This window comes from Waltera sp. (assembly GCF_046969025.1).
GTDB classification, from domain to species: domain Bacteria; phylum Bacillota; class Clostridia; order Lachnospirales; family Lachnospiraceae; genus Acetatifactor; species Acetatifactor acetigignens.
In genome coordinates this window covers 33,364-56,804 of the sequence record NZ_JBKVQF010000015.1, presented here as the reverse complement: position 1 = coordinate 56,804, position 23,441 = coordinate 33,364, and the positions used below count along the sequence as shown (strand labels likewise).

Annotated in this window: 19 protein-coding genes; 14 read left to right on the top strand and 5 right to left on the bottom strand. The window is 47.6% G+C overall.

Annotation, left to right across the window (positions count from 1 at the left end; all coding sequences use genetic code 11):
- Window positions 1-9 precede the first annotated feature (9 nt).
- Window positions 10-4,557 (top strand): glutamate synthase large subunit, encoded by a 4,548-nt coding sequence (gene gltB, locus ACLTOH_RS09675; RefSeq protein WP_412224022.1) that lies wholly within the window; start codon window positions 10-12, stop codon window positions 4,555-4,557.
- Window positions 4,558-4,707: 150 nt separating this feature from the next.
- Window positions 4,708-6,201 (top strand): glutamate synthase subunit beta, encoded by a 1,494-nt coding sequence (locus ACLTOH_RS09670; protein ID WP_118669638.1) that lies wholly within the window; start codon window positions 4,708-4,710, stop codon window positions 6,199-6,201.
- Here ACLTOH_RS09670 and ACLTOH_RS09665 read toward each other — a convergent pair.
- Both ACLTOH_RS09665 and ACLTOH_RS09660 read right to left on the bottom strand, forming a co-directional pair.
- On the bottom strand, window positions 6,182-6,964 hold the full coding sequence (locus ACLTOH_RS09665; RefSeq protein WP_262595002.1) for a type III pantothenate kinase: 783 nt from the start codon (window positions 6,962-6,964) through the stop codon (window positions 6,182-6,184). The two genes, ACLTOH_RS09670 and ACLTOH_RS09665, sit on opposite strands and share 20 nt — an antisense overlap.
- A 13-nt stretch (window positions 6,965-6,977) precedes the next feature.
- Complete coding sequence (locus tag ACLTOH_RS09660) at window positions 6,978-7,607, bottom strand: ECF transporter S component (RefSeq protein WP_337769867.1); 630 nt, start codon at window positions 7,605-7,607, stop codon at window positions 6,978-6,980.
- 197 nt (window positions 7,608-7,804) lie between these two features.
- Between ACLTOH_RS09660 and coaBC the strand changes: the two genes are divergently transcribed.
- The 5 genes from coaBC (at window position 7,805) to trpS (ending at window position 14,018) form a co-directional block, all read left to right on the top strand.
- On the top strand, window positions 7,805-8,992 hold the full coding sequence (gene coaBC / locus ACLTOH_RS09655) for a bifunctional phosphopantothenoylcysteine decarboxylase/phosphopantothenate--cysteine ligase CoaBC (RefSeq protein WP_412224020.1): 1,188 nt from the start codon (window positions 7,805-7,807) through the stop codon (window positions 8,990-8,992).
- Window positions 8,993-9,179: 187 nt separating this feature from the next.
- Entirely contained in the window at window positions 9,180-10,619 is a 1,440-nt protein-coding gene (locus ACLTOH_RS09650) for a DNA cytosine methyltransferase (RefSeq protein ID WP_412224018.1), read from the top strand.
- A 2-nt stretch (window positions 10,620-10,621) separates the two neighbouring features.
- A complete protein-coding gene (locus tag ACLTOH_RS09645; protein ID WP_412224017.1) occupies window positions 10,622-11,695 on the top strand; it encodes a hypothetical protein in 1,074 nt (357 codons plus the stop codon).
- Window positions 11,696-11,703: 8 nt separating this feature from the next.
- Window positions 11,704-12,858 (top strand): hypothetical protein, encoded by a 1,155-nt coding sequence (locus ACLTOH_RS09640; RefSeq protein ID WP_412224015.1) that lies wholly within the window; start codon window positions 11,704-11,706, stop codon window positions 12,856-12,858.
- Between the two features lie 71 nt (window positions 12,859-12,929).
- On the top strand, window positions 12,930-14,018 hold the full coding sequence (gene trpS / locus ACLTOH_RS09635; RefSeq protein ID WP_412194593.1) for a tryptophan--tRNA ligase: 1,089 nt from the start codon (window positions 12,930-12,932) through the stop codon (window positions 14,016-14,018).
- Between the two features lie 123 nt (window positions 14,019-14,141).
- On the opposite strand, the gene ACLTOH_RS09630 is transcribed toward trpS, so the two are convergent.
- Complete coding sequence (locus ACLTOH_RS09630) at window positions 14,142-15,602, bottom strand: DUF6056 family protein (RefSeq protein ID WP_412224014.1); 1,461 nt, start codon at window positions 15,600-15,602, stop codon at window positions 14,142-14,144.
- Window positions 15,603-15,737: 135 nt separating this feature from the next.
- On the opposite strand from ACLTOH_RS09630, the gene ACLTOH_RS09625 reads away from it, so the two are divergent.
- Window positions 15,738-16,889, top strand: a complete 1,152-nt coding sequence (locus tag ACLTOH_RS09625) for a hypothetical protein (protein ID WP_412224011.1) — start codon at window positions 15,738-15,740, stop codon at window positions 16,887-16,889.
- A gap of 104 nt (window positions 16,890-16,993) precedes the next feature.
- On the opposite strand, the gene ACLTOH_RS09620 is transcribed toward ACLTOH_RS09625, so the two are convergent.
- Window positions 16,994-17,326 carry a nuclear transport factor 2 family protein gene (locus ACLTOH_RS09620; RefSeq protein ID WP_117466167.1) on the bottom strand — a complete coding sequence of 111 codons (333 nt, stop codon included), beginning with the start codon at window positions 17,324-17,326 and terminating at the stop codon, window positions 16,994-16,996.
- Between the two features lie 13 nt (window positions 17,327-17,339).
- Window positions 17,340-18,128, bottom strand: a complete 789-nt coding sequence (locus ACLTOH_RS09615) for an SDR family oxidoreductase (protein WP_117466166.1) — start codon at window positions 18,126-18,128, stop codon at window positions 17,340-17,342.
- Window positions 18,129-18,311: 183 nt separating this feature from the next.
- Between ACLTOH_RS09615 and ACLTOH_RS09610 the strand changes: the two genes are divergently transcribed.
- The 6 genes from ACLTOH_RS09610 (at window position 18,312) to ACLTOH_RS09585 (ending at window position 23,437) form a co-directional block, all read left to right on the top strand.
- Window positions 18,312-19,718 carry a PLP-dependent aminotransferase family protein gene (locus ACLTOH_RS09610; RefSeq protein WP_022313093.1) on the top strand — a complete coding sequence of 469 codons (1,407 nt, stop codon included), beginning with the start codon at window positions 18,312-18,314 and terminating at the stop codon, window positions 19,716-19,718.
- Between the two features lie 206 nt (window positions 19,719-19,924).
- On the top strand, window positions 19,925-20,947 hold the full coding sequence (locus ACLTOH_RS09605; protein WP_118505145.1) for a stage V sporulation protein AD: 1,023 nt from the start codon (window positions 19,925-19,927) through the stop codon (window positions 20,945-20,947).
- A gap of 113 nt (window positions 20,948-21,060) precedes the next feature.
- Window positions 21,061-21,312, top strand: a complete 252-nt coding sequence (locus ACLTOH_RS09600; protein ID WP_022153424.1) for a hypothetical protein — start codon at window positions 21,061-21,063, stop codon at window positions 21,310-21,312.
- A gap of 89 nt (window positions 21,313-21,401) precedes the next feature.
- A complete protein-coding gene (locus ACLTOH_RS09595; protein WP_022312675.1) occupies window positions 21,402-21,776 on the top strand; it encodes a RidA family protein in 375 nt (124 codons plus the stop codon).
- A 160-nt stretch (window positions 21,777-21,936) separates the two neighbouring features.
- Window positions 21,937-22,443, top strand: a complete 507-nt coding sequence (locus ACLTOH_RS09590; RefSeq protein WP_022313590.1) for a shikimate kinase — start codon at window positions 21,937-21,939, stop codon at window positions 22,441-22,443.
- A gap of 61 nt (window positions 22,444-22,504) precedes the next feature.
- Window positions 22,505-23,437 carry a DMT family transporter gene (locus ACLTOH_RS09585; protein ID WP_337414573.1) on the top strand — a complete coding sequence of 311 codons (933 nt, stop codon included), beginning with the start codon at window positions 22,505-22,507 and terminating at the stop codon, window positions 23,435-23,437.
- The last annotated feature ends 4 nt before the right edge of the window (window positions 23,438-23,441 follow it).

The following is a 23,441-nucleotide window of genomic DNA, read 5'->3' as shown; positions in this document are numbered from 1 at the left end:
GAGAACTATATGTTTGATGTAAAACAGGAGCTGCCCAAGGCACCGTTATATCGGGAAGAATTTGAGCATGATAACTGCGGTATCGGAGCCTGTGTCAATATTCACGGAGAGAAGAGCCGCGCGACCGTAGAGAATGCGCTGAAGATCGTAGAGAATCTGGAGCACAGAGCCGGTAAGGATGCGGAAGGCAAGACCGGTGACGGTGTCGGTATTCTGACCCAGATCCCCCACAAATTTTTTGCAAGAGTCACAAAGGCTCTGGGCATGGATATCGGCGGAGAGAGAGAATACGGTGTCGGCATGTTCTTCTTCCCGCAGGAAGAGCTGCGCCGCAATCAAGCCAAGAAGATGTTCGAGATCATTGTGGAAAAAGAAGGAATGGAATTCCTCGGCTGGCGTGAAGTGCCTACCTTCCCCAATGTGCTGGGACATAAGGCCGTAGAGTGCATGCCCTATATCATGCAGGGATTCGTGAAAAAGCCTGCCGATGTGGAAAAAGGACTGCCCTTTGACCGCAGACTTTATATTGCAAGACGTGTCTTCGAGCAGTCTTCCGATGATACCTATGTAGTTTCTCTTTCCAGCAGAACGATCGTATATAAAGGAATGTTCCTGGTAGGCCAGCTGCGTACCTTCTTCGCAGATTTGCAGAGTGAAGATTACGAATCCGCCATTGCCATGGTACACTCCCGTTTCTCCACCAATACCAATCCCAGCTGGGAACGTGCTCATCCGAACCGTCTGATGGTACACAACGGTGAGATTAACACTATCCGCGGCAATGCCGACAAGATGCTGGCCAGGGAGGAGAACATGGAATCCGAGCATCTGAAAGGCCAGCTGCACAAAGTACTGCCTGCCATCAGCAAGACCGGTTCCGACTCCGCTATGCTGGACAACACGCTGGAATTCCTGGTAATGAGCGGCATGGAACTGCCTCTGGCGGTCATGATCGCTATCCCCGAGCCCTGGGCGAACAACAAGGCCATGTCCCAGACCAAGAGAGATTTCTACCAGTATTACGCTACCATGATGGAGCCCTGGGACGGCCCCGCATCCATCCTGTTCTCCGACGGAGATATCATGGGTGCGGTACTGGACAGAAACGGCCTGCGTCCTTCCCGTTATCTGATCACTGACGATGATACCTTGATCCTGTCTTCCGAGGTAGGTGTCCTTCCTGTTGATCCCACGAAGATCAAGTTAAAGGAAAGACTTCGTCCCGGCAAGATGCTCCTGGTCGATACCGTACAGGGCAGAGTCATTGACGATGAGGAGATCAAGGAAAAATATGCTTCCAGACAGCCCTATGGTGAATGGCTGGACAACAACCTGACAGAATTGAAGAGTATTCACATCCCGAACCAGCGTGTCCCTGAGTACACCTACGAAGAGCGTCAGCGGATGCAGAAAGCTTTCGGTTATACCTACGATGAGATGAAACAGAGCATTCTGCCTATGGCAAAGAACGGCAGTGAAGCGATTGCCGCCATGGGTGTGGATACGCCGCTTCCCGTCTTAAGCAAGACGAACCACCCGCTGTTTCATTATTTCAAGCAGCTGTTTGCACAGGTAACCAACCCGCCCATCGATGCGATCCGTGAGGAGATCGTGACTTCCACCACCGTATACATCGGTACCGAGGGCAACATTCTGGAGGAGACCCCGAAGAACTGTAATGTTCTGAAGGTCAACAACCCGATCCTGACCAACACGGATCTGTTGAAGATCAAGAACATGAAGGTAGACGGATTCAAAGTAGAAGTCGTACCTATCGTATATTACAAGAACACCAGCTTAGAGCGTGCCATTGACAGACTGTTCGTGGAAGTGGACAGAGCTTACAGAGACGGCGTGAACATCCTGATCCTGTCCGACAGAGGCGTGGATGAGAACCATGTGCCCATTCCTTCCCTGCTTGCCGTATCCGCCCTGAACCAGTATCTGGTACGCACCAAGAAGAGAACCAGAGTCGCACTGATCCTGGAGTCCGGCGAACCTAGAGAAGTACACCATTTTGCTACACTGCTCGGTTATGGTGCCTGTGCTATCAACCCTTATCTGGCACAGGATACCATTAAGGAGCTGATCGAGAGCAATATGCTGGATAAGGATTACTATGCAGCAGTGGATGATTACAACAATGCTGTCCTCCACGGCATCGTCAAGATCGCATCCAAGATGGGTATCAGCACCATCCAGTCCTATCAGGGTTCCCAGATCTTCGAGGCTATCGGTATTGCACCGGAAGTGATCAGTAAGTATTTCTCCAACACCGTATGTCGTGTGGGAGGTATTACCTTAAAAGATATTGAGCAGCAGGTAGACGACCTGCACTCTCAGGCATTTGATCCTCTGGGACTGAAAAACGATCTGACCTTAAACAGCCCCGGACATCACAAGATGCGCAGCGGCGGTGACGAGCATCTGTACAATCCCGCTACCATCCATATGTTACAGGAATCCACCAGATGCGGTGATTACCAGATGTTCAAGCAGTACACTGCCATGGTAAACGACGAAGATTCCATCAAGAATCTCAGAGGACTGATGGACTTCAATTATCCGAAAAAGGGTGTGCCTATTGAGGAAGTAGAGCCGGTAGAGTCCATTGTGACCAGATTCAAGACCGGTGCCATGTCCTACGGTTCCATATCCAAGGAGGCTCATGAGACCATGGCCATCGCCATGAATCATCTGCACGGTAAGAGCAATTCCGGTGAAGGCGGTGAGGACCTGGATCGTCTGACCGTCGGACCGGACGGACTGAACCGTTGTTCCGCAATCAAGCAGGTAGCCAGTGGACGTTTTGGTGTTACCAGCCGTTACCTGGTAAGTGCACAGGAGATTCAGATCAAGATGGCACAGGGAGCAAAACCCGGCGAGGGCGGACATCTGCCCGGAGGAAAGGTATATCCCTGGATCGCCAAGACCAGACACTCCACCCCCGGTGTGTCCCTGATCTCTCCGCCCCCTCATCACGACATTTATTCCATTGAGGATCTGGCGCAGCTGATCTATGATCTGAAAAATGCCAACACCCAGGCAAGAATCTCCGTAAAACTGGTATCTGAAGCCGGTGTGGGAACCGTAGCAGCCGGTGTAGCCAAGGCGGGAGCCCAGGTCATCCTGGTATCCGGCTATGACGGCGGTACCGGTGCGGCACCGAGAAACTCCATCCACAATGCCGGACTTCCCTGGGAGCTGGGACTGGCAGAGACCCATCAGACCCTGATCATGAACGGCCTGCGTAATAAAGTCCGCATCGAGACCGACGGTAAGCTGATGAGCGGCAGAGACGTAGCCATCGCAGCCATTTTAGGTGCCGAGGAGTTCGGTTTTGCCACCGCACCCCTTGTGACCATGGGCTGTGTCATGATGAGAGTATGTAATCTGGATACCTGTCCGGTAGGTGTGGCTACCCAGAACCCGGAGTTACGGAAAAACTTCCGCGGTAAGCCGGAATACGTGGAAAACTTTATGAAATTTATCGCACAGGAGCTGCGGGAATACATGGCAGCCCTGGGCGTGCGTACCGTAGATGAACTGGTGGGCAGAACCGATCTGCTGAAGAGAAAAGAGCATCTGAACGAGCGTCAGGAGGAAGTGGATCTGACCCAGATCTTAAGCAACCCTTACGAAGGCAGCAAGCAGAAGGTGACCTTTGATCCCAGGCAGGTCTATGACTTCCAGTTAGAGAAGACACTGGATGAGAAGGTGCTGTTAAAGCAACTGGGCAAAGCTATTGATGCGGGACAGAAGCGCAGCATTGAAGTGGATGTCAGCAACACCGACCGTGCCTTCGGTACGATCCTCGGAAGTGAGATCACCAGAAAACTGGGCGATGATGTGGAAGAGGATACCTACCATGTACTGTGCAAGGGTGCCGGTGGACAGTCCTTCGGAGCCTTCATTCCCAAGGGTCTGACCCTGGAACTGGTAGGTGACAGCAACGACTACTTCGGCAAGGGCTTATCCGGTGGTAAGCTGGTGGTATATCCTCCCCAGGGTAGCAAGTTCAAGGCGGAGGAAAACATCATCATCGGTAACGTGGCACTGTACGGTGCGACCTCCGGTAAAGCATTCATCAACGGTGTGGCAGGCGAACGTTTCTGCGTGCGTAACTCAGGTGCCATCGCAGTTGTCGAAGGTGTAGGTGATCATGGTTGTGAATACATGACCGGCGGACGTGTGGTAGTCTTAGGACCCACCGGAAAAAACTTTGCAGCCGGTATGAGCGGCGGTATCGCTTATGTACTGGATGAAGGCAACGATCTGTACAAGCGTCTGAATAAGGAAATGGTATCCTCCAGCGAGATCACATCCAAATATGATGTGCTGGAGTTGAAATCCATGATCCAGGAGCATGTGGCACTGACCAATTCCGCCAAGGGTAAGGAAGTGCTGGACAACTTTGGAGAGTATCTGCCCAAGTTCAAGAAGATCATCCCTCATGATTATGAGAGAGTCTTAAAGACCATCGTCCAGATGGAGGAAAAAGGACTGAGCGCAGAGCAGGCACAGATCGAAGCATTCTATGCCAACACCAGAAAGTAGGAGGCCAGTGTGAAAAGTAATCTTGATAGATTGCTTTTCACACGACTAATTTGTGCCGCGGGCGCCACAAATTAGTTTATCGCAGAACTAAATATGAAATTTAGTTCGCGATTCTTCCGACGCCGAAGCGTCTGCAGAATGGAGAGAGTCATGGGAAAACCAACGGGATTTATGGAATATAAAAGGGAAGTCAGCGTGGCTGAGGATCCGAAGAAGAGAATACAGCATTTTAATGAATTCCATGAGCATCTGCCGAAGGAAAAGCAGCGTTTACAGGGTGCCAGATGTATGGAATGCGGTGTGCCGTTCTGTCAGTCGGGCATGATGATCTGCGGTATGGCCAGCGGATGCCCCCTGCACAATCTGGTGCCGGAGTGGAACGACCTGGTATATACCGGCAACTGGCAGCAGGCTTACAACCGCCTGAAGAAGACCAACAATTTCCCCGAGTTCACTTCCAGAGTATGCCCTGCCTTGTGTGAAGCGGCATGTACCTGCGGGTTGAACGGGGATCCGGTCTCCACCAAGGAGAACGAATATGCAATTATTGAAAACGCCTACAGCGAGGGTTATGCGGCAGCCAAGCCCCCTGTGGTGCGTACCGGCAAAAAGGTGGCAGTCATCGGCAGCGGTCCTTCCGGACTGGCAGCGGCGGATCTGCTGAACCAGAGAGGACATCAGGTCACAGTATTTGAGCGCTCCGACCGTGTGGGAGGACTGTTAATGTACGGCATCCCCAACATGAAGCTGGAGAAACAGATCATTGACCGTAAGATAGCCATCATGAAGAAAGAGGGCGTCACCTTTGTCACCGGTACGGATATCGGTAAGGACATCAAGGCATCCAAGCTGTTACATGATTTTGACCGTGTCGTACTGGCCTGTGGTGCTTCCAATCCCAGAGACATCAATGCGCCAGGCAGAGATGCCAGGGGAATCTATTTCGCGGTGGATTTTCTGAAAGCCAATACCAAGAGCCTGCTGGATTCGAACTTTGAAGATAAAAAATATGTGGAGACCAAGGGTAAGAACGTGGTCATCATCGGCGGTGGTGATACCGGTAATGACTGTGTGGGAACTTCCATCCGTCACGGTGCCAAGTCTGTGACCCAGATCGAGATGATGCCCAAGGCTCCGGACAAGAGAGCAGAGAACAATCCCTGGCCCGAATGGCCGAAGGTCTGCAAGACCGATTACGGTCAGGAAGAAGCCATTGCAGTCTACGGACAGGATCCGAGAATCTATGAATCTACGGTCAAGGAATTTATCAAGGATAAGAACGGCAACCTGAAAGCCGTGAAGATCGTGAAGCTGTCCTGGGAAAAGGATCCGGCTACCGGACGCATGAAGATGCAGGAGATCGCCGGAAGTGAGCAGATCCTGGATGCGGAGATCGTACTGATCGCAGCAGGATTTTTGGGAAGTCAGAAATATATTACCGATGCTTTCGGGGTGGAATTAAATGAACGCACCAACGTAAAAACTGCCCCCGGCAAATACCAGACCAGTGTGGAAAATGTATTCGTTACCGGTGATATGCACAGAGGACAGTCCCTGGTGGTGTGGGCGATCCGTGAAGGCAGAGAAGCCGCACATGCTGTGGATGAGAGCCTGATGGGCTACTCTAATCTGGTGATCCAGTAGAGGTATTATTCTCGTAGATGGATCTCAGACCTTTCATAAGAAGATTCTGATCGATATGGATCTTCGTTTCACAATGTGGAATGACGGTCGTTGCGTACCCTCCGGTGGCAACGACCGTTGCTTTTTGCCCTAACTCTGTCTGGATACGGCGGATCAGTCCGTCGATGGCACAGGCGTTGCCCAAGAGCATTCCCCCGGTGATGCATTCCTGCGTATTCGCACCGATGGTGTGGGCGGGCATATGAATGTCCCCTTTCGGGAGCTGGGCGGTCTTGCCTAAAAGTGCCCTGTGGGCGGTTCCAACACCGGGAAGGATCAGGCCACCTAAAAAGCGACGGTTCTCATCCAACACGTTAAAAGTCGTGGCGGTGCCCAGGTCGATGGTGACGAAAGGCAGGGAATAGCGGGAAATGGCTCCTGCAATATCTGCCAGTCGGTCACAGCCCACCTTTTCCGGGAATTCCGTACAGATCTCGTAGCCCAGATCCAGCTTATGGGAAAGAATCAGAGGTTTCCGTCCCAGAAAAGTTTCCAGAGCAGAGGAAAAAACGGCTGTCACCGAAGGCACAACCGAGGAAATCATAGATCCCTCAAAGGCCTCGGCAGACAGGCCGTGTTTGTTCAAGATCATATTCAGTTTTTCAATATATCCAGCATCAGACAGGGGACGACGGGACGATATCTTCTCAATAAAGAGCAGCTTATTTCCCTGAAATCCCCCGATGCCGATCGTAGTATTTCCGATGTCGATTGTCAGTACCACGGGTATACTCCTGTTATGCTGCAGACCCTGCTTTCTGATATACAGGAATGACTTTTGCCTTGATCAGTGCCAGCCCTACCGCTCCGGTCAGGAACGTGGATGCACACATCTCGAAGACCGCATTCACACCTACAAAAGAGCAGATGAATAAAATCGCGTTTTTACCACCCATCAGTCCCTGCACATAGGAAGTATTGCCGAACAGCAGTACTAAAAGGGACATGAAAAATGCGGTGTTGAAAAATGCGCTGCAAAATCCGGTGATCATGCAGGCGATTCTGTCTCCTACGGCTTTGCGGCTGTAACGGAAGACATATCCCAGCAGAAATCCGTCCAGAAGTCTGGGGATGAAACGCTGGATGAAGGCCAACACAGGGTTGATGCCAAAAAGCATTGCTCCCATGGCGCTGGTGCCTCCCACGCCGATGCATTGCAAAAAGCTGGTCAATCCGAATACTGCTCCCATGGCGGCTCCGCCTACAGGGCCAAGAGTGATTGCAGCCAGTGCAACGGGGATGACATTGAAGGTGATTGCCAGGGGGCCGATGTTCAGGTACCCGAGCGGGGTATAAGCCATCAGCAAAAGTACCGCAGCAAACAATCCCATCAACGTGAGTCGCATTGTCTTACTTTGTTTGTTCATATGAAATTTTCCTCCTTGTTACCATTCTCCCTCTGGGAGATACAATACAAGCTGCCCCGGTGATTCGGGACACTCCTACTGTTTATATCATATCCCGGACAAAAAGAAAAGTGATATTTGCATAAAATATGCACTTATGGTATTTTAGGAGTACAGTTTTGAAGTATTTTTGATAAATCAGGCAAAAGGAGACGACTATGCTGAAGGGAAAGACCGCAGTTCTGGCAATCTCGGGAAGTATTGCTGCATATAAAATGGCCAATGTAGCGCGGATGCTGTTAAAACAGCACTGTGATGTGGAAGTGCTGATGACACAGAATGCCACGCAGTTCATCAACCCCATTACTTTTGAAAGTCTGACGGGACATAAATGTCTGGTGGACACCTTTGACCGCAATTTCCAGTACAGTGTGGAACATGTGGCACTGGCAAAGCGGGCGGATGTGGTTCTGGTGGCACCGGCTTCTGCCAATGTGATCGGCAAGATTGCAAACGGCATCGCAGATGATATGTTGACCACTACGGTCATGGCATGTCCCTGCAAGAAGATTGTGTCCCCTGCCATGAATCATAATATGTATCACAACCCCATCGTGCAGGATAATATCGAAAAATTAAAGCATTTCGGCTATGAGATCATCACTCCGGCCACGGGAATGCTGGCCAACGGCGATATCGGTGACGGCAGAATGCCGGAGGAGTCCGTACTGTTCGAAGCCGTGGTGAAGGAGATCGCCTGCGAGAAGGATCTGGCGGGCAAAAAGGTGCTGATCTCCGCAGGTGCCACCAGAGAACCCATTGACCCGGTGCGTTTTATCACGAATCACTCCAGTGGAAAAATGGGTTATGCCCTGGCGAGAGCTGCAATGCACCGCGGCGCAGAAGTGACGGTGGTGGCAGCCCATACGGATGTGGAGCCGCCGTTGTTTGTAAATGTGGTGCCGGTACAGACGGCAGCAGAGATGTACGATGCAATCGTGTCCAGAGCGCAGGACTATGATTTTGTCATCAAGGCAGCAGCCGTGGCAGACTACACCCCGGCAGTGACAGCAGACAATAAGATTAAGAAAAAAGACGGAGACATGTCGATCCCTCTGGTGCGGACGAAGGATATTTTGAAGACCCTTGGGGAAAACAAGAGACCGGGACAGATTTTGTGTGGATTTTCCATGGAGACGGAAAATGTACTGGAGAATTCCCGGAAGAAGCTGGAGAGCAAGCACTGTGACATGATCTGTGCCAACAGTTTGAAGAGCGCAGGAGCGGGCTTTGGCACGGACACCAATATTGTGACACTGATCACAAAGAATTCCGAGGAGAGCCTGGAACTGATGAGCAAGGAACAGGTGGCACATAAGATTCTGGATAAACTAATGGCAATATGACTCTGTATTAAGTAATTGCATAATATAGGCATTTGCAAGATGGCCCAAAAGATATTGTAAACATTTGAAGAAATATCTTTTGGGCTATTTTCAAGATATGGATATATAAAAATAAATTTGTAGGGATAAAAGCTTGTAAAACTTCGCAGAAACGAATAGAATAGATTTACAAAAGGGAGTGATAAAATTGGAAAAATATATATCTGTAATAGAATTGGCAGAGAGATGGAATGTTTCGCCTAGAAGAATTCAAGTATTATGTAATGAGAACAGAATTATTGGAGCAAAAAAGCAAAGTGGAGTATGGCTTATCCCCTATGAGGCAAAAAAGCCAGAGAAAATGAAATCTGGAATAAAAAAGGAAAAGAAGGAAACCTTGAATGTATTATCCCTGTTCTCAGGTTGTGGAGGAATGGATTTGGGGTTTGAGGGTGGTTTTTCAGTGTTAAAGCAATCAGTAAATATTGATTTGCATAAAGAGTGGAAAATAAAAAGGGAAAATAGTAATTGGGTTAAATTGCCTAAAAATAGATTTCATACTGTATTTGCAAATGATATAAAACCGGAGGCAAAAGCAGCGTGGTGTAACTATTTTGGAAACAGAGGAGTGGATGAAACATGTTACTATTTAGACAGTATTGTTGATTTGGTTAAACTTCAAAAAGAAAATAAAATAAATATTTTTCCTACAGATATTGATATTGTAACAGGAGGGTTCCCTTGTCAGGATTTCTCTGTTTCAGGCAAAAGAATGGGATTTGAGTCAGATAAAGGACATAATGGTAAGAAAATAGATGTAAATGCACCTACTGTTGAAAATAGAGGACATCTATACATGTGGATGAGAGAAGTTGTTGCAATTACAAAACCCAAGATATTTATTGCAGAGAATGTAAAAGGTTTGACAAATCTTAATGATGCAAAGCAAATTATAGAGAAGGATTTTTCGACCGTATGTAATGGAGGATACTTAGTTGTTCCTGCAAGAATATTAAACGCAGCAAGATATGGTGTACCACAAGGGAGAGAAAGAGTTATTTTTTTGGGGTTTAAAAAAGATGATTTGACGAAACAAGCTTTAGAAAAATTGAGCGCAACACAAATAGACCCCGATTATGATCCATATCCATTGCCAACACATTATTTAGACAGAGCTAATAAAAAGGAAGGGGAAATTCCATTTGTTACGGTAAAGCAAGCTTTTGCTGAATTACAAGAGCCTGATAATACAAGGGATGTAAGTCAGCAAAAATATTCAAAAGCTAAATATATGGGGAAACATTGTCAAGGACAGCAAGAGGTAAAATTAGATGGTATTGCACCTACAATAAGATCAGAACATCATGGAAATATTGAATTTAGAAGATTGGCAGAAGAACATGGTGGGGAATATATGGAAGAATTGAAGGCTGGGATGAAGGAGAGGAGACTAACAATTCGTGAATGCGCAAGAATTCAAACGTTTCCAGATGATTATGAGTTTATAATACCGAGAAAACGGGAAAATGTATCAGTGTCTGCATCTGAAGCTTATAAAATAATAGGAAATGCAGTACCGCCACTTCTTGCGTATCATATAGCTAAACGCATAGAAGACAATTGGGAAAAATATTTTGGAGGTAAATAGTTTTGAGAGAAGAAAGATGGATAGCATATGTTGAGAAAATAGGAAAAGTAACGGAAGAAATACAAGAGAAATTACAAGACAGAAAACGAAAGGGATTATTAGCTAAAAAAATCTCAGGAACAGATTTTGAAGAGGTAGTATATGATTGTTTGCTGGAAGCTGGATTTGAAAAAGAAAACATTACACATAGTACACAAAAATTTCCGGATTTTATAGTAGAAGATATACAATCTGGGAAAAAAATAGGCATAGAAGTTAAAAAGACAGATTCAAAGAAATGGGAAGTTATAGGTGGTAGTATTTATGAGAGCCTTAAAAATGATATAGATGATACTTATATTATTATGGCTAAAATGGGAGGAGACAACCCAGAAGTCCGGTTTAGAAAATACGAGGAATGTATTGCAGATTTAAAAGTGACACATAGTCCTAGATTTTATTTAGATATGGATTTGGAAAAGGGAAGAGATTATCTTTCCCAAAATGATGCAATGGATTTACTGGAATTATCAGGAGAAGAACTTAATAAAAAGATAAGGAAACTTCTTAGAACAAAAAAATCAACATGGTGGAGTGAGGGGGAAACAATAGCTTTTTCTGAATTATCTAGGGAAGAGAAAAATATATATTTAAACGAAGGAATTGCGTTATTTCCAGAAGTATTTAAGGGAGACTATCACAATTTTACACCGTGGCTTGTATATAGTTGTTATGTATGGTGTGGGAATGTCAGAGACATTTTTTCAGCAGGAGGCAATAAGTATGTCGATGAACTGGGAATATATGTATCTGCAATTATGTACAGGGCGTTAGAAAATATTGAAAATATTCGGCAGAGAATTTTTGACATGTCAGAGGAAGAAATGGAAAAGTTCTGGGGACAAAAAATTAAAGAAGATAAGGAAAAGATTATTTTTTGGCTTGGATTAGTTAAAAAAAATTTGAAATTATCGGCAGAATTATTGACAAATAATAAACAGTTATGCTTAGATACAAAAAATCAGGATGAAATTATTAGTTCAAAAATCAAAGATAAATATTTAAAAGAATTAGAAATGCGAATTATGATAGAGTAGGTTGAAAAGTGGAACAGTGGATAGAATTTGGAATAGATAATTATATTAAAACTATAGAAGATGGTAAACTTTTTCAAGGTGAAAATGAAGCTGTTTTTAAACAAGTTTTCTTTGAAGAACAACTAAAATTACACAAACGATACAAGACGGTAAAAAAATGTTCTTGTCCTAATTGTGAGAAAAAGAGTATCAAAAAATCTCATACAGTTTCACGAAAAATGTCCTTAGAAGAAATTCAAGAGAATAAAAAGGTTGTGACCCCTGCATTTGTGGAAAAATATCCGATTAGAGAAGAATTTATAGAGATAGAATATGTGGGAATAGGAATAGCTACTACATTTCCTGGTTTTTGCAAGGAACATGAAAGGATATTTGAAACATTTGAAAGGGCAGGAACCATAAGGAATGAAGCAGATATAGTGAGACAAGCATATAGAAATGTTGTTTATAATTGTTTTATTCAGAAAAGTTTATTAGAACAGATGGAGCGTAGAGGGGATCACTATTATGAAATCAGAGATGTACTTGCATATAAATATATTAAGAAATATGACAGGGCTAATTTATTAAAAAGCATAAAAATAGTAGGCAAGGATAAGCATATAAGAAATATAGAAGATTTTAAGGAAAGACAATTATTATTTTATAGTCAACTTGAATATTTTAAGGAAAAATTGTGGAATGAAATAGAAGGGAGGAAAACAGACGTAGATTTTTCAAGTGTCTTGATAGACATTAAAATCCCAGTGTGTATTTGTGGTTGTACAGAAATTGTTTTTCAAAGAGAGAATTATATCTGTTCAGTAGATGTAATTCCTTTTGCAAATAATACACTTATTACTTTGGGGTTTGATAAAGTTATACCTAAAGAACTTAAAGAAGAGATTGACCTTAAGTTAGATAATCCATTAGCTGTTTTAAACTTTATTGAAGCAACAATGATATATGGAATAGATAACTGGTATTTAAAGCCTAGTGTTTGGGAGAAATTAGGAAGTAAACGACAAGAGGAAATATTATTGGAAATGCAGAAGATAGAAAAAAGTTTGTTTAATGATGCACCATATTCTGTTTTTGACGATATTAGAGTTGGGATATTAAATCTTATGTTTGCAGATTCTGATTTATCAAAAAAAGAATGGGATAAGATGCTTTCTTGCTAATATTCAAAAAAATGATATAATTAAGAAAGCAATGATGTATGGCCGCGTAGACGGCGGATTGAGAGGACGAAATGGACAAGATTATTTTGACAGGTGACAGACCCACCGGAAGATTACATGTGGGACATTATGCAGGCTCCCTGAGAAGACGTGTAGAGCTGCAAAATTCCGGCGAATATAAGAAGACTTTTATCATGATCGCAGACGCACAGGCGCTGACGGATAATATCGAGAATCCCGAGAAGGTGCGTCAGAATATTATTGAAGTGGCGCTGGACTACATGTCCTGCGGACTGGATCCCAGCAAGGCAACGATCTTCATTCAGTCTCAGATCTCCGAACTGTGCGAGCTGACCTTCTATTACATGGATTTGGTAACCGTAGCCAGATTACAGAGAAACCCGACCGTAAAGAGTGAGATCCAGATGCGTAACTTCGAAGCCAGCATCCCTGTGGGATTTTTTACCTATCCCATCAGCCAGGCTTCCGATATTACCGCTTTCAAGGCAACCACCGTTCCCGTAGGTGGTGACCAGCTGCCCATGATCGAACAGACCAGAGAGATCGTACACAAATTCAACACCGTATATGCACCGGTACTGGTAGAGCCCAAGGCACTGCTGCCTGAAAATGAGGCATGTCAGCGACTGCCTGGCATCGATGGCAAGGCGAAAATGAGTAAATCCCTTGGCAACTGCATCTATCTGGCAGACAGCGCAGACGATGTACGCACCAAGATCATGAGCATGTACACCGATCCCGAGCATCTGTTGGTCAGCGATCCCGGACATCTGGAGGGCAACACGGTATTCACTTACCTGGATGCTTTCTGCAAGCCGGAGCACTTCGAGAGATACCTGCCGGATTACGCAAATCTGGACGAGTTAAAGGCGCATTATACCAGAGGCGGTCTGGGTGACGTGAAGGTGAAGAAGTTCCTGAACAACGTAATGCAGGAGACCTTGGAGCCCATCCGTAACCGTAGAAAAGAACTGGAGAAGGATATTCCCGCAGTATATGAGATCCTGAAGAAGGGCAGTGACGAGGCCCGTGAAGTGGCAGCACAGACCCTGTCTGAGGTAAAGAGCGCTATGCGTATCAATTACTTCGACGATGCAGAACTGATCCGTATGCAGAGTGAGAAGTACGAAGGACAATAAGAATAGTAAAAGATAACAAAAGGACGTTTCCGGAAAAACCGGAAGCGTCCTTTTTGTAATGCGCCGTGGGTTGTTGATCGCCTTTTATTCGATGGTGGTGTGCTCATCAGCTGGTCACTATAATTAATTGCTGTAATCTACGTATATGGAATTTTTTCCAAAGTATTGTGCGGTCTTTTTACTGGTGGGATCCTCGGGGTCTCCTGGAAGATCGCCGGTGTAGATCATCGCAGGCTGATGGGTAAAGGGGGTCAGCACCACATCCGTAATCTCCGGGTCATTCAGGAGAAGAAGACGTTCTTCGTATTCTGCAGCATAGGCAGCGGCTTCACCGTTTGTCAGCACCTGGATCGCTTTTGCGGCGGAGGTCTCCTGCCATACTCCGGTGAAAAGGATGACGGCCAACAGGACCGTCATGGCGACATAACGGGCAATTTTCAACTTGCCGAGGACCGCCATTTTCTCCGGAGTATTCTGACGCATTTGCAGCTTCCGGACTATAAATCCGAGCCAGTAGAAGAATACTGCAAAACTGATCAGCAGAAACGCATAGTAGACAATGGCTACGGCCCGGCCCGGTCCGGTGGAGTTCATGGTATAGAACAGAGGACAGGACATGGAGCAGAACAATCCGTAGGAATATCCGGTAAAAAGGAGGGGATGGGAGAAAAAACTCCCGTTTTTCTTCTGTAAAATGCGCAGGAAGACCGGCAGCAGAAGCAGGGCGGCAAGGAACCACCACAGTCTGGTCCAGGCAAAGGTATAGCGTACACCCTGCAACAGGCACTTTGCAATGGCTTTCCACGCGGGAATTTTCCACATGCCGTCCTGCCGCACCTGATTGCCGGGGGCCATGGCACTGACGGCAAAAGATAGCAGGAGAACAGCGGAGGTAATTCCGCAGACATAAGTCTTTTTATTTCTCTGCAACAGCAGTAGAAAGGTTACGGTTACCACAAACAGCATGCAGGGGAGAAGGGACACGTAATTGCCACCGCCTAAGAAAATTGCGAACAGGAGAAGCGGAAGCATCAGTATCTTTTTCCCATTGTACAGGTAGCGAAGCAATGTGCCCAGGAAAAACAGGGTCACGGCAAAGAAACCGGTGTAATACATGGAGCCGTTGTACCAGTAAAAGCTGTCGCTCTGAAAGGCCACTGTCTGGATGCACAGGAAACTGAATACTGAGGAAATCGTGATCCATTCCCCACATGTTCCCGGCAGAAAATGGCAGACCAGAGGCCGTAGCAGATAGAAAATGCTGCCGCACAGCAAAAGAAGGATCACAAAAGTCACCAGATGATAGGCGGTATTGGAGAAGGCATTGGGCGCAAGATACATCAGAAACAGCGCTGAATAGGTTCCCTGCCAGATCTGATAGCTTTTGGCGACACCGGCACAGGCGGCGGAAATGGCCTGTGGTATGCTTCCGGTCTGCTGCCAGACCAGATGGGCTTCCGTACCGTAATAATAATCATCCCCGGTTGGATAATTGTAACGCCCCAGCCATACCAGAGGAACCAGGCTGGCGAGCAGGACCGCGAGGAAAATATAAGGTTTCCATTTGGCAAATTTATTTTTCATAGAGAATATAACTCCTGAGAGGTTTTTATAATGCTACAGTCAGTATAACATACCTGCAAAGACAGGAAAAGGTACTTGTTTTGCAAAAGAGGGAAGTATATAATCAGCTTAAAGATGGCGGAAGGAGGGCATGCCATGGAAGAAAAGGGTGTCAGAGACCGGAAAAGGGAACCGGAAGAATATAATTTTGACTATGAAGAACTTGCGGATGCAGAGGTGGATTCTGAACAGGCGGGACGACGTGATGATGCTGTATGGGAAACAACCTGTGATACAGAGGATCCGTATACTGTGGAATCGGAGGACTTTACGGAGGATGAGGACTATGGGGAGTACCCGGAAGGGGATGACCTGGATGACTTCGACGAGGGGGACGGGATCGGCTTCCGGTTCCGGCCATGGATGATTCCGGCTTTTGCGGGCATGATGGTTCTGGCGGTCCTGATCTGTATTCCGCTGTGGAAACTGAGCCATCATGACAGAACTACGGAAAATAATGAATTTGCGGCGGTGACAACAGAAGCGCAGAGCTCAGAACAGGCTTCTGCAGAGACCCCGGAGACCGGGATCGCATCGGAAAAGGTGGCAACGGCGGAACCGGAGACTACACAAATCCCCGAGACGGTTACTCCGGAGCCTGCGGCAGCAGTGACAGAAGCACCGCAACCGACATCTACACAGGCTCCGGAAGCACAGCCGCAGCCTACACAGGCACCGGTGGCAACCGAAGTCCCCATTACCAATAATACGGGAGATGCTCTTGCGGAGGGAAATTCCATGACGTTCGGTGATGTGAACGAGACGGTCACTGCCAAGGATGTGAGTAATCTTCGCAGTACACCCTATACCGGAGATGAGGGCAATGTGGTAGGGCAGCTGAAGAACGGAGAGACTCTGGTACGCACCGGAAGGAACGATTCCACCGGATGGTCCAGACTGGAATACAACGGCCAGACGGTTTATGCAGTATCAGCATATCTGACCACGGATCTTACCTATAAGACCCCGGAGAAGCCGACATATCCCAACCGCGTCAGCACCCAGGATGGCAGAGTGATCGTCTTTACGGATTGTGATGATTATATTACCCCCAAAGATCTGATCAATCTGCGGACGGAACCAAGCACCAGCGAGGGAGAGAGCACTGTACGCACCCAGGTGCGAAACGGAACCAATCTGCATCGTACCGGCTACAGTGAAGGATCTGGCTGGTCCAGAGTGGAGTACAACGGTGAGATCCTGTATGCCGTGACCAGCTATGTGATCTCTGGCAGTGCTCCGGAATGACCGACGTATTCGGAAGATAGAATGTAAAAGAAGCTGTACCGTAGGGTGCAGCTTCTTTTACATTAAGATTCTATATAGAGAAAAGTATAAGGGGATGGCAAAAATTATTTCGGTCTTACGGTAAGTCTTTGGATCAGACCGTTTTCATCGGTCTTACGAACCGTGGCGATGGCCATGATGTTGTAGCCTCCGAAGTTGGCAATGAACTCGGCCTGCTCATCATTTACGACCTCAGCATCCAGAATGGAGTAGCGGCGGAAGCCGAATTTGTTACGGAAGAACATATTGATGGCCTCTTTTCCGTAGATATGATATTCCTGCTGGGAAGCGGAGGTGGTACAATAGTCACACAGAATGCCATCAGGGGTGAACAACTCTGCAAGTCCGGCAAAATCTTTATTTTCCATAGCTTCTACATATTTTTCAATGGGTCTCATAGCGTGTTCCTCCTTAATATACCTTTTCAGAATTTAACAGTGCGTCAGTACCGCCGTCTACGAACATGATGTTGCCGTTGACACCTCTGGCGGAATCGGATGCCAGGAATACCATCACCTCAGCGATCTCTTCGGGAGCCATCAGACATTCCTGACCGTACTTGGTGGGAATGGGGAGAGCATTCAGTGCCATTTTCGCGGTGGTGCTCATGGTAGCGGTCATGGCAGTATGTACGTTGCCGGGAGCTACCGCATTGATGCGGACACCGTTGGCAGCCCAGGTAGCGGAGACTCTGCGGACCCATCTGGCCAGAGCATATTTGGTGGATACATAGAGACTGTTGCCCACGGAGAGGTTGGTGGAATCCATGGAGGATACCAGGCTTAATACTCTCTTTTCATCACCGATATTGTTCAGCAGATCTACGATATCTTTACGTCCCGCACCCTGGGAAATGGTGTTGGATACGGTGACTACGCAGCTGCCGTGTTTTTTCTTAAGGAGGTCATAGACGCCCTTTGCAATGGCTACGGTTCCGAAATAGTTCAGGGAAATGATCAGTTCCAGATTGCCGCAGGCACCGGAGACACCGGCATTGCAGATCATGCCGTCCAGACCTTCGGGATGCAGCTCATGCAGCTTGTCTACAGCGGCCTGTCTTCCTTCCGGGGTTGCCAGGTTCACGCAGATATCGCCGTCCTTCAGATCGATATTGATGACTTCGTGTCCTTTTTGAAGTAACAGTTCTTTTGTCTTGGCGCCGATTCCGCTGGATGCGCCGGTGATTGCATATACGCCCATGTTAAATCCTCCCTTGTTTTCCGAAGGAAAATCCTGCTCTTCTTGAGGAGCTGCCCTCTTGAGGAGTCACCCCCTTGGCGGGGGGAGAATCTGTCCTTCCTGCTTGCTTTTACTTTATGAGTTCATTATAATAAAATCTGATATCTTTTAAATAACCAAAATAAGAAAAAAGGAGGATACCAGATGCTGACCTATGATCTGACTGCCCGTGGCAGAAAAACCATGTATGAATACTTATATGAAGCGATGAAAGCTGACATCTTGAGCGGCCGGCTGACTGCCGGTGAGAAGCTTCCTTCGAAGCGGGCGTTTGCCGAGCACTTGCAGGTCAGTGTCAAGACCGTGGAGAATACCTATGAACAGCTGCTGCTGGAGGGCTATATCCGGTCGGAGGAAAAGAGAGGGTATTTTGTCAACCGTCTGGAAGTGAAGAACGTCTCCGCCCCAGCCTATGCATCCTTTGTGACCCGTTTCCGGGAGGAAGAATATCTGGCGGATCTGACGGCCAACAATATTCAATATGATAAGTTCCCCTTTGCCACCTGGGCGAAGATCATGCGGCAGACCCTGACGGATTATGATACGTCTCTGCTTAAGACGGTTCCTTTTAACGGAGTGGAAAAACTAAGGGTGGCCATTGCAGAGCATTTGTATCGGTACCGTGGCATGCATGTGTCACCGGATCATATTATTGTGGGAGCGGGAACAGAATATCTCTACAGTCGTCTGCTACAGTTATTGGGCAAAAATACAAAATTCGGTGTGGAAAATCCTGGGTATCGCAAGATTACGAAACTGTATGATGTGGGCGGTGTGACCTGGGATTATGTGGACATTGACGGTCAGGGAATGAAAGTGGAACAGCTGGATCAAAAGGGTATTACCGTGGCGCATGTATCGCCGGAACATCATTTTCCCATCGGACTGGTCATGCCTGTGGGAAGACGGCAGGAACTGCTTCGCTGGGCGGCGGAGGAACCGGAGCGCTATATCGTGGAGGACGATTTCGATTGTGAATTCCGCATGGTGGGAAAGCCGGTTCCCTCCATGCAGTCCATGGACCGCAACCACAGAGTTATTTACATTAACACTTTTTCCAAGACCATGGTGCCATCCCTGCGTATCGGCTATATGGTGCTGCCGGAGAAATTGATGGAACGCTATATTTCCACTATGAATTTTTATTCCTGCACGGTATCCGGTTTTGAACAGTATGCCATGGCAGCGTTTCTGGAAAAAGGGTATTTTGAACGCCATATCCGGAGACTGCTCAACGATTACAGAGGGCAGCGGGAGCGGATCTGCCGGATGTTTCGGGAGTCACCTTTAAGTCAGATCAGCCAGATCTATCAGGATGATGCCGGGACTCATTTTCTGCTGCATGTGCGGACGGAACTTAGTGATGTGGAGATCAAGTGGGCGGCCAGACAGCGGGGAATTCTCGTGAACTGTCTGTCGGAATATTGCTTTGCGGATGCGCAGAAATATCGGGGGATTCTGGTCATTCACTATTCGGATATGGCGGATGAGATATTACAGAAGGTGATCGGGGCGCTGGCGGAGATATTTTGTAACTATTCAGAGCCATGAAAAACTGCGTTCTGCGAATGCTTGCATTCAGGCAGATAAGCAGTTTTATATGGCGAAGTAACCACATGAGCAAAAGGAAAGCTACGAAGTAGCGGTTTTGCGAATGGGGTTCTGAATAGTTACAATTTTTTGTAATTCATAATTTTTCCAAAATGCGGGAACACTGACAAAAAAGAATGCAGTGTTATCGCATGGAAGGAGAAATTATGAATCAGAGAGTGGGAAGAAGCAGTATCCGTCTGGCACAGCCGGTGTGTGTGATCGCCGGTGCCAGCATCGTGGGAAAAAAAGAAGGCGAAGGACCGTTAGGCACCCTGTTCGACATGGTGGGAGAGGATGATCTCTTCGGCTGTAAGACCTGGGAAGAGGCGGAAAGTAATCTCCAGAAGGACGCAGTCTACATGGTCATGGAAAAGGCCGGATGGAAAGCGGAGGATGTGTCGTATCTCTTCGCCGGTGATCTGTTGGGGCAGTGCATTGCCACTTCCTTCGGTATCTCCGCTTACAATATTCCTCTGTTTGGAGTCTACGGCGCCTGCTCTACCTGCGGGGAAGCGCTGACACTGGGAGCTGTGATGACAGCGGGAGGCTATGCGGAGCATGTGGTCTGTGTGACCTCCAGTCATTTTGCCAGTGCGGAGAAGGAGTTCCGTTTTCCGTTAGATTATGGGAGCCAGAGACCTCTGTCTGCCAGCTGGACGGTGACGGGAAGCGGAGCCTTTGCATTGGGACTAAATCAGAAGTGCAGAGCCCACATTACCGGCATGACTCCCGGAAGGATCGTGGATTACGGCCTGAAAGACTCCATGAACATGGGAGCATGCATGGCCCCGGCCGCTGCAGACACCGTTGCCCGTCACATGGAAGATTTTCATGTGACCCCGGAAGAATATGACCGGATCATCACCGGGGATCTGGGAAGCGTGGGACAGACGGTATTGATCGATCTTTTGCGGGAAAAGGGAATTGACATCGCCGACCGGCACATGGACTGCGGTATCGAGATTTTTGACGCAGAAGCCCAGGACACCCACGCCGGAGGCAGCGGCTGTGGATGCAGCGCTGTGACCCTGGCGGCATACATCCTGCCGAAGCTGGAATCCGGCGAGTGGAAAAAAGTCCTCTTTCTACCCACCGGCGCCCTGCTCAGTAAGACCAGTTTCAACGAAGGTAAAAGCGTGCCGGGGATCGCACATGCGGTAGTATTGGAGAGTCCGGCGGTGAAATAGGGAAAAGCAGCAGGTCAGAAATGAAACACACTCTTGCAAGCGCTGTAAGTTACTGGTAAAATAAACCTCAAACGGCGAAAACACATTATGCCGGGAATGGCTGGTGAGTCAAAATGCGCAGGATAGAATTTAAGATGGAGCGGCCGGGACTGTTGGAGGTCGGACAGAAGATCACAGTGACCGAGGGACTTCTGCCCAGTAACTATTATTATACGATAGACCCGTCTCTGGCCATGTCCCCCAATATTCCTTTTCGTTATCGGTTGAAGAATCGCGAAGGAGTTGTGGCGGATATCGTGGAGAATTCCAGAGGATTCTACGTGACGGCGGAATTTGATGAGCCGGAGGTAGATATGACGAAGTAAACGCTATGTGCATGCTGCATCGGATTTTGGATGTGCCGGGATCCGGAGGCATCCTCAGGGCGTAATTATAGGAAGAAGAGGAGAATATTATGTTACAGAAGATTTCAACAGACAAAGCACCCGCAGCAATCGGACCTTACTCTCAGGGCATTGTACTGGGCAATATCTTTTTCGCATCCGGACAGATCCCTATTGATCCCGCTACCGGAGAGATTCACGGAACTACCATCGAGGAACAGGCAGAGCAGGTGATGAAGAATATCGGCGAGCTGCTAAAGGCAGCAGGTACCGGCTACACCAGAGTAGCCAAGACCTCCTGCTTCCTGGCAGACATGGGCGATTTCGCAGCTTTCAATCAGGTCTATGCAAAGTACTTTACTGAGAATCCTGCCAGAAGCTGCGTTGCAGTCAAGACCCTTCCCAAGAACGTATTATGTGAAGTGGAAGTCATTGCGGAAGTATAAAGTGTAAGTAACCACCATGAGCAAATAGCATGATGTCGGGGTCAAAATCCCCACAGAGGCAGTTCTGCAAATGGGGCGCTACGAAGGTTATAAAGAAGAACAGGACGGAAGATCGTCGCTTACAGGCGGCGATTTTCTTGTGTAGAGACAGGAGAAACTTATGAAAAATAATATTACTCTGATCGGCATGCCGGGTTCGGGAAAAAGTACGGTAGGCGTGGTTCTGGCAAAGCGCCTGGGCAGACGTTTTGTGGATTCGGACCTGGTGATCCAGGAAAGACACGGTAAATTATTGCATGAACTCATCACGGAACACGGCGTGGAGGGCTTCTGGCAGATCGAGAGCAACGTAAATGCCTCTCTGAATCTGGAAAACAGCATCATTGCCACCGGCGGAAGCGCCTGCTACGAGCCGGAGGGCATGCAGCATCTGCGGGATATCAGCACCGTGGTATATTTGAAGCTTCCTTATGAGGAAGTGGAACAGCGGCTGGGAGATCTGAATGCCAGAGGTGTGACCCTGCAGCCCGGTCAGACATTGAGGGACCTGTACGAGGAGAGAACCCCTTTGTATGAAAAATATGCGGATCTGATCATAGACTGTAGCAGAAAAATGCTGCGGGATGTAGTGGCGGAGATTGCTGAGAGATATAAGAAACAGCCCTGACAAGATCACATAACCGTAAAGCAGCAAGGAACGAAAAATATAAGGAATGGAAAATACAACTATGGAAAATACGAGAACAAAAACTACGAGAAACAGCCTGATCCTGCTGTTAACGGCTGCCATCTGGGGCATGGCGTTCGTCTCCCAGAGCAAGGGCATGGACTATATGCATCCGTTCACCTTTAACGGTGTCCGTTCCCTGATCGGTGCCGCCAGCATTCTGGTGTATATTCTGATCAGCAGAAAGATTGCAGGGGACAAAGCTGCGCCCCTTGACTGGAAACTGAATGTGAAAGCAGGACTTTTGTGTGGCATTTTCCTAACGATCGCCAGTACCTTGCAGCAGTTCGGTATTAAATACACCAGTGTCGGTAAGGCGGGATTTATCACAACGCTATATATCATTTTTGTCCCCATGTTCGGTATCTTTCTGAAGAAAAAAGTGGCGCCGGTGGTCTGGGCGGCAGCAGTCATGGCAGCCGTGGGCATGTATCTGCTCTGCATGACCGAGTCCCTGCGTCTCGGAGCCGGAGATATCATGGTATTTTTATGTGCCATTGCATTTGCCATACAGATCATGACCGTTGACCATTATGCAGCAAGAATTGACGGAGCTGTGGTATCCTGTATCCAGTTCACGGTCTGTGGAGTGGTCTGCTGCATCGGAGCACTCATCTGGGGACAGCCCACCTTCGGTCAGCTGCAGGAAGGCCTGGGAGCCCTGTTATATGCCGGTGTTTTAAGCTGTGGTGTGGGTTATACCTTACAGATCGTGGGCCAGAAAGGACTGAATCCTACGGTGGCGGCACTGATCATGAGCCTGGAATCCGTCATTGCCACGATCTCCGGATGGATCGCCTATAAGATCGGATTTCTGACTACTGATCAGACACTGACAGCCAGGCAGATCGCAGGCTGCGTTATCGTATTTGCGGCGGTGATCCTGGTACAGCTTCCGCCGGAATGGTTTCGTTTTGGCAAAAAGAATGCATAAATAA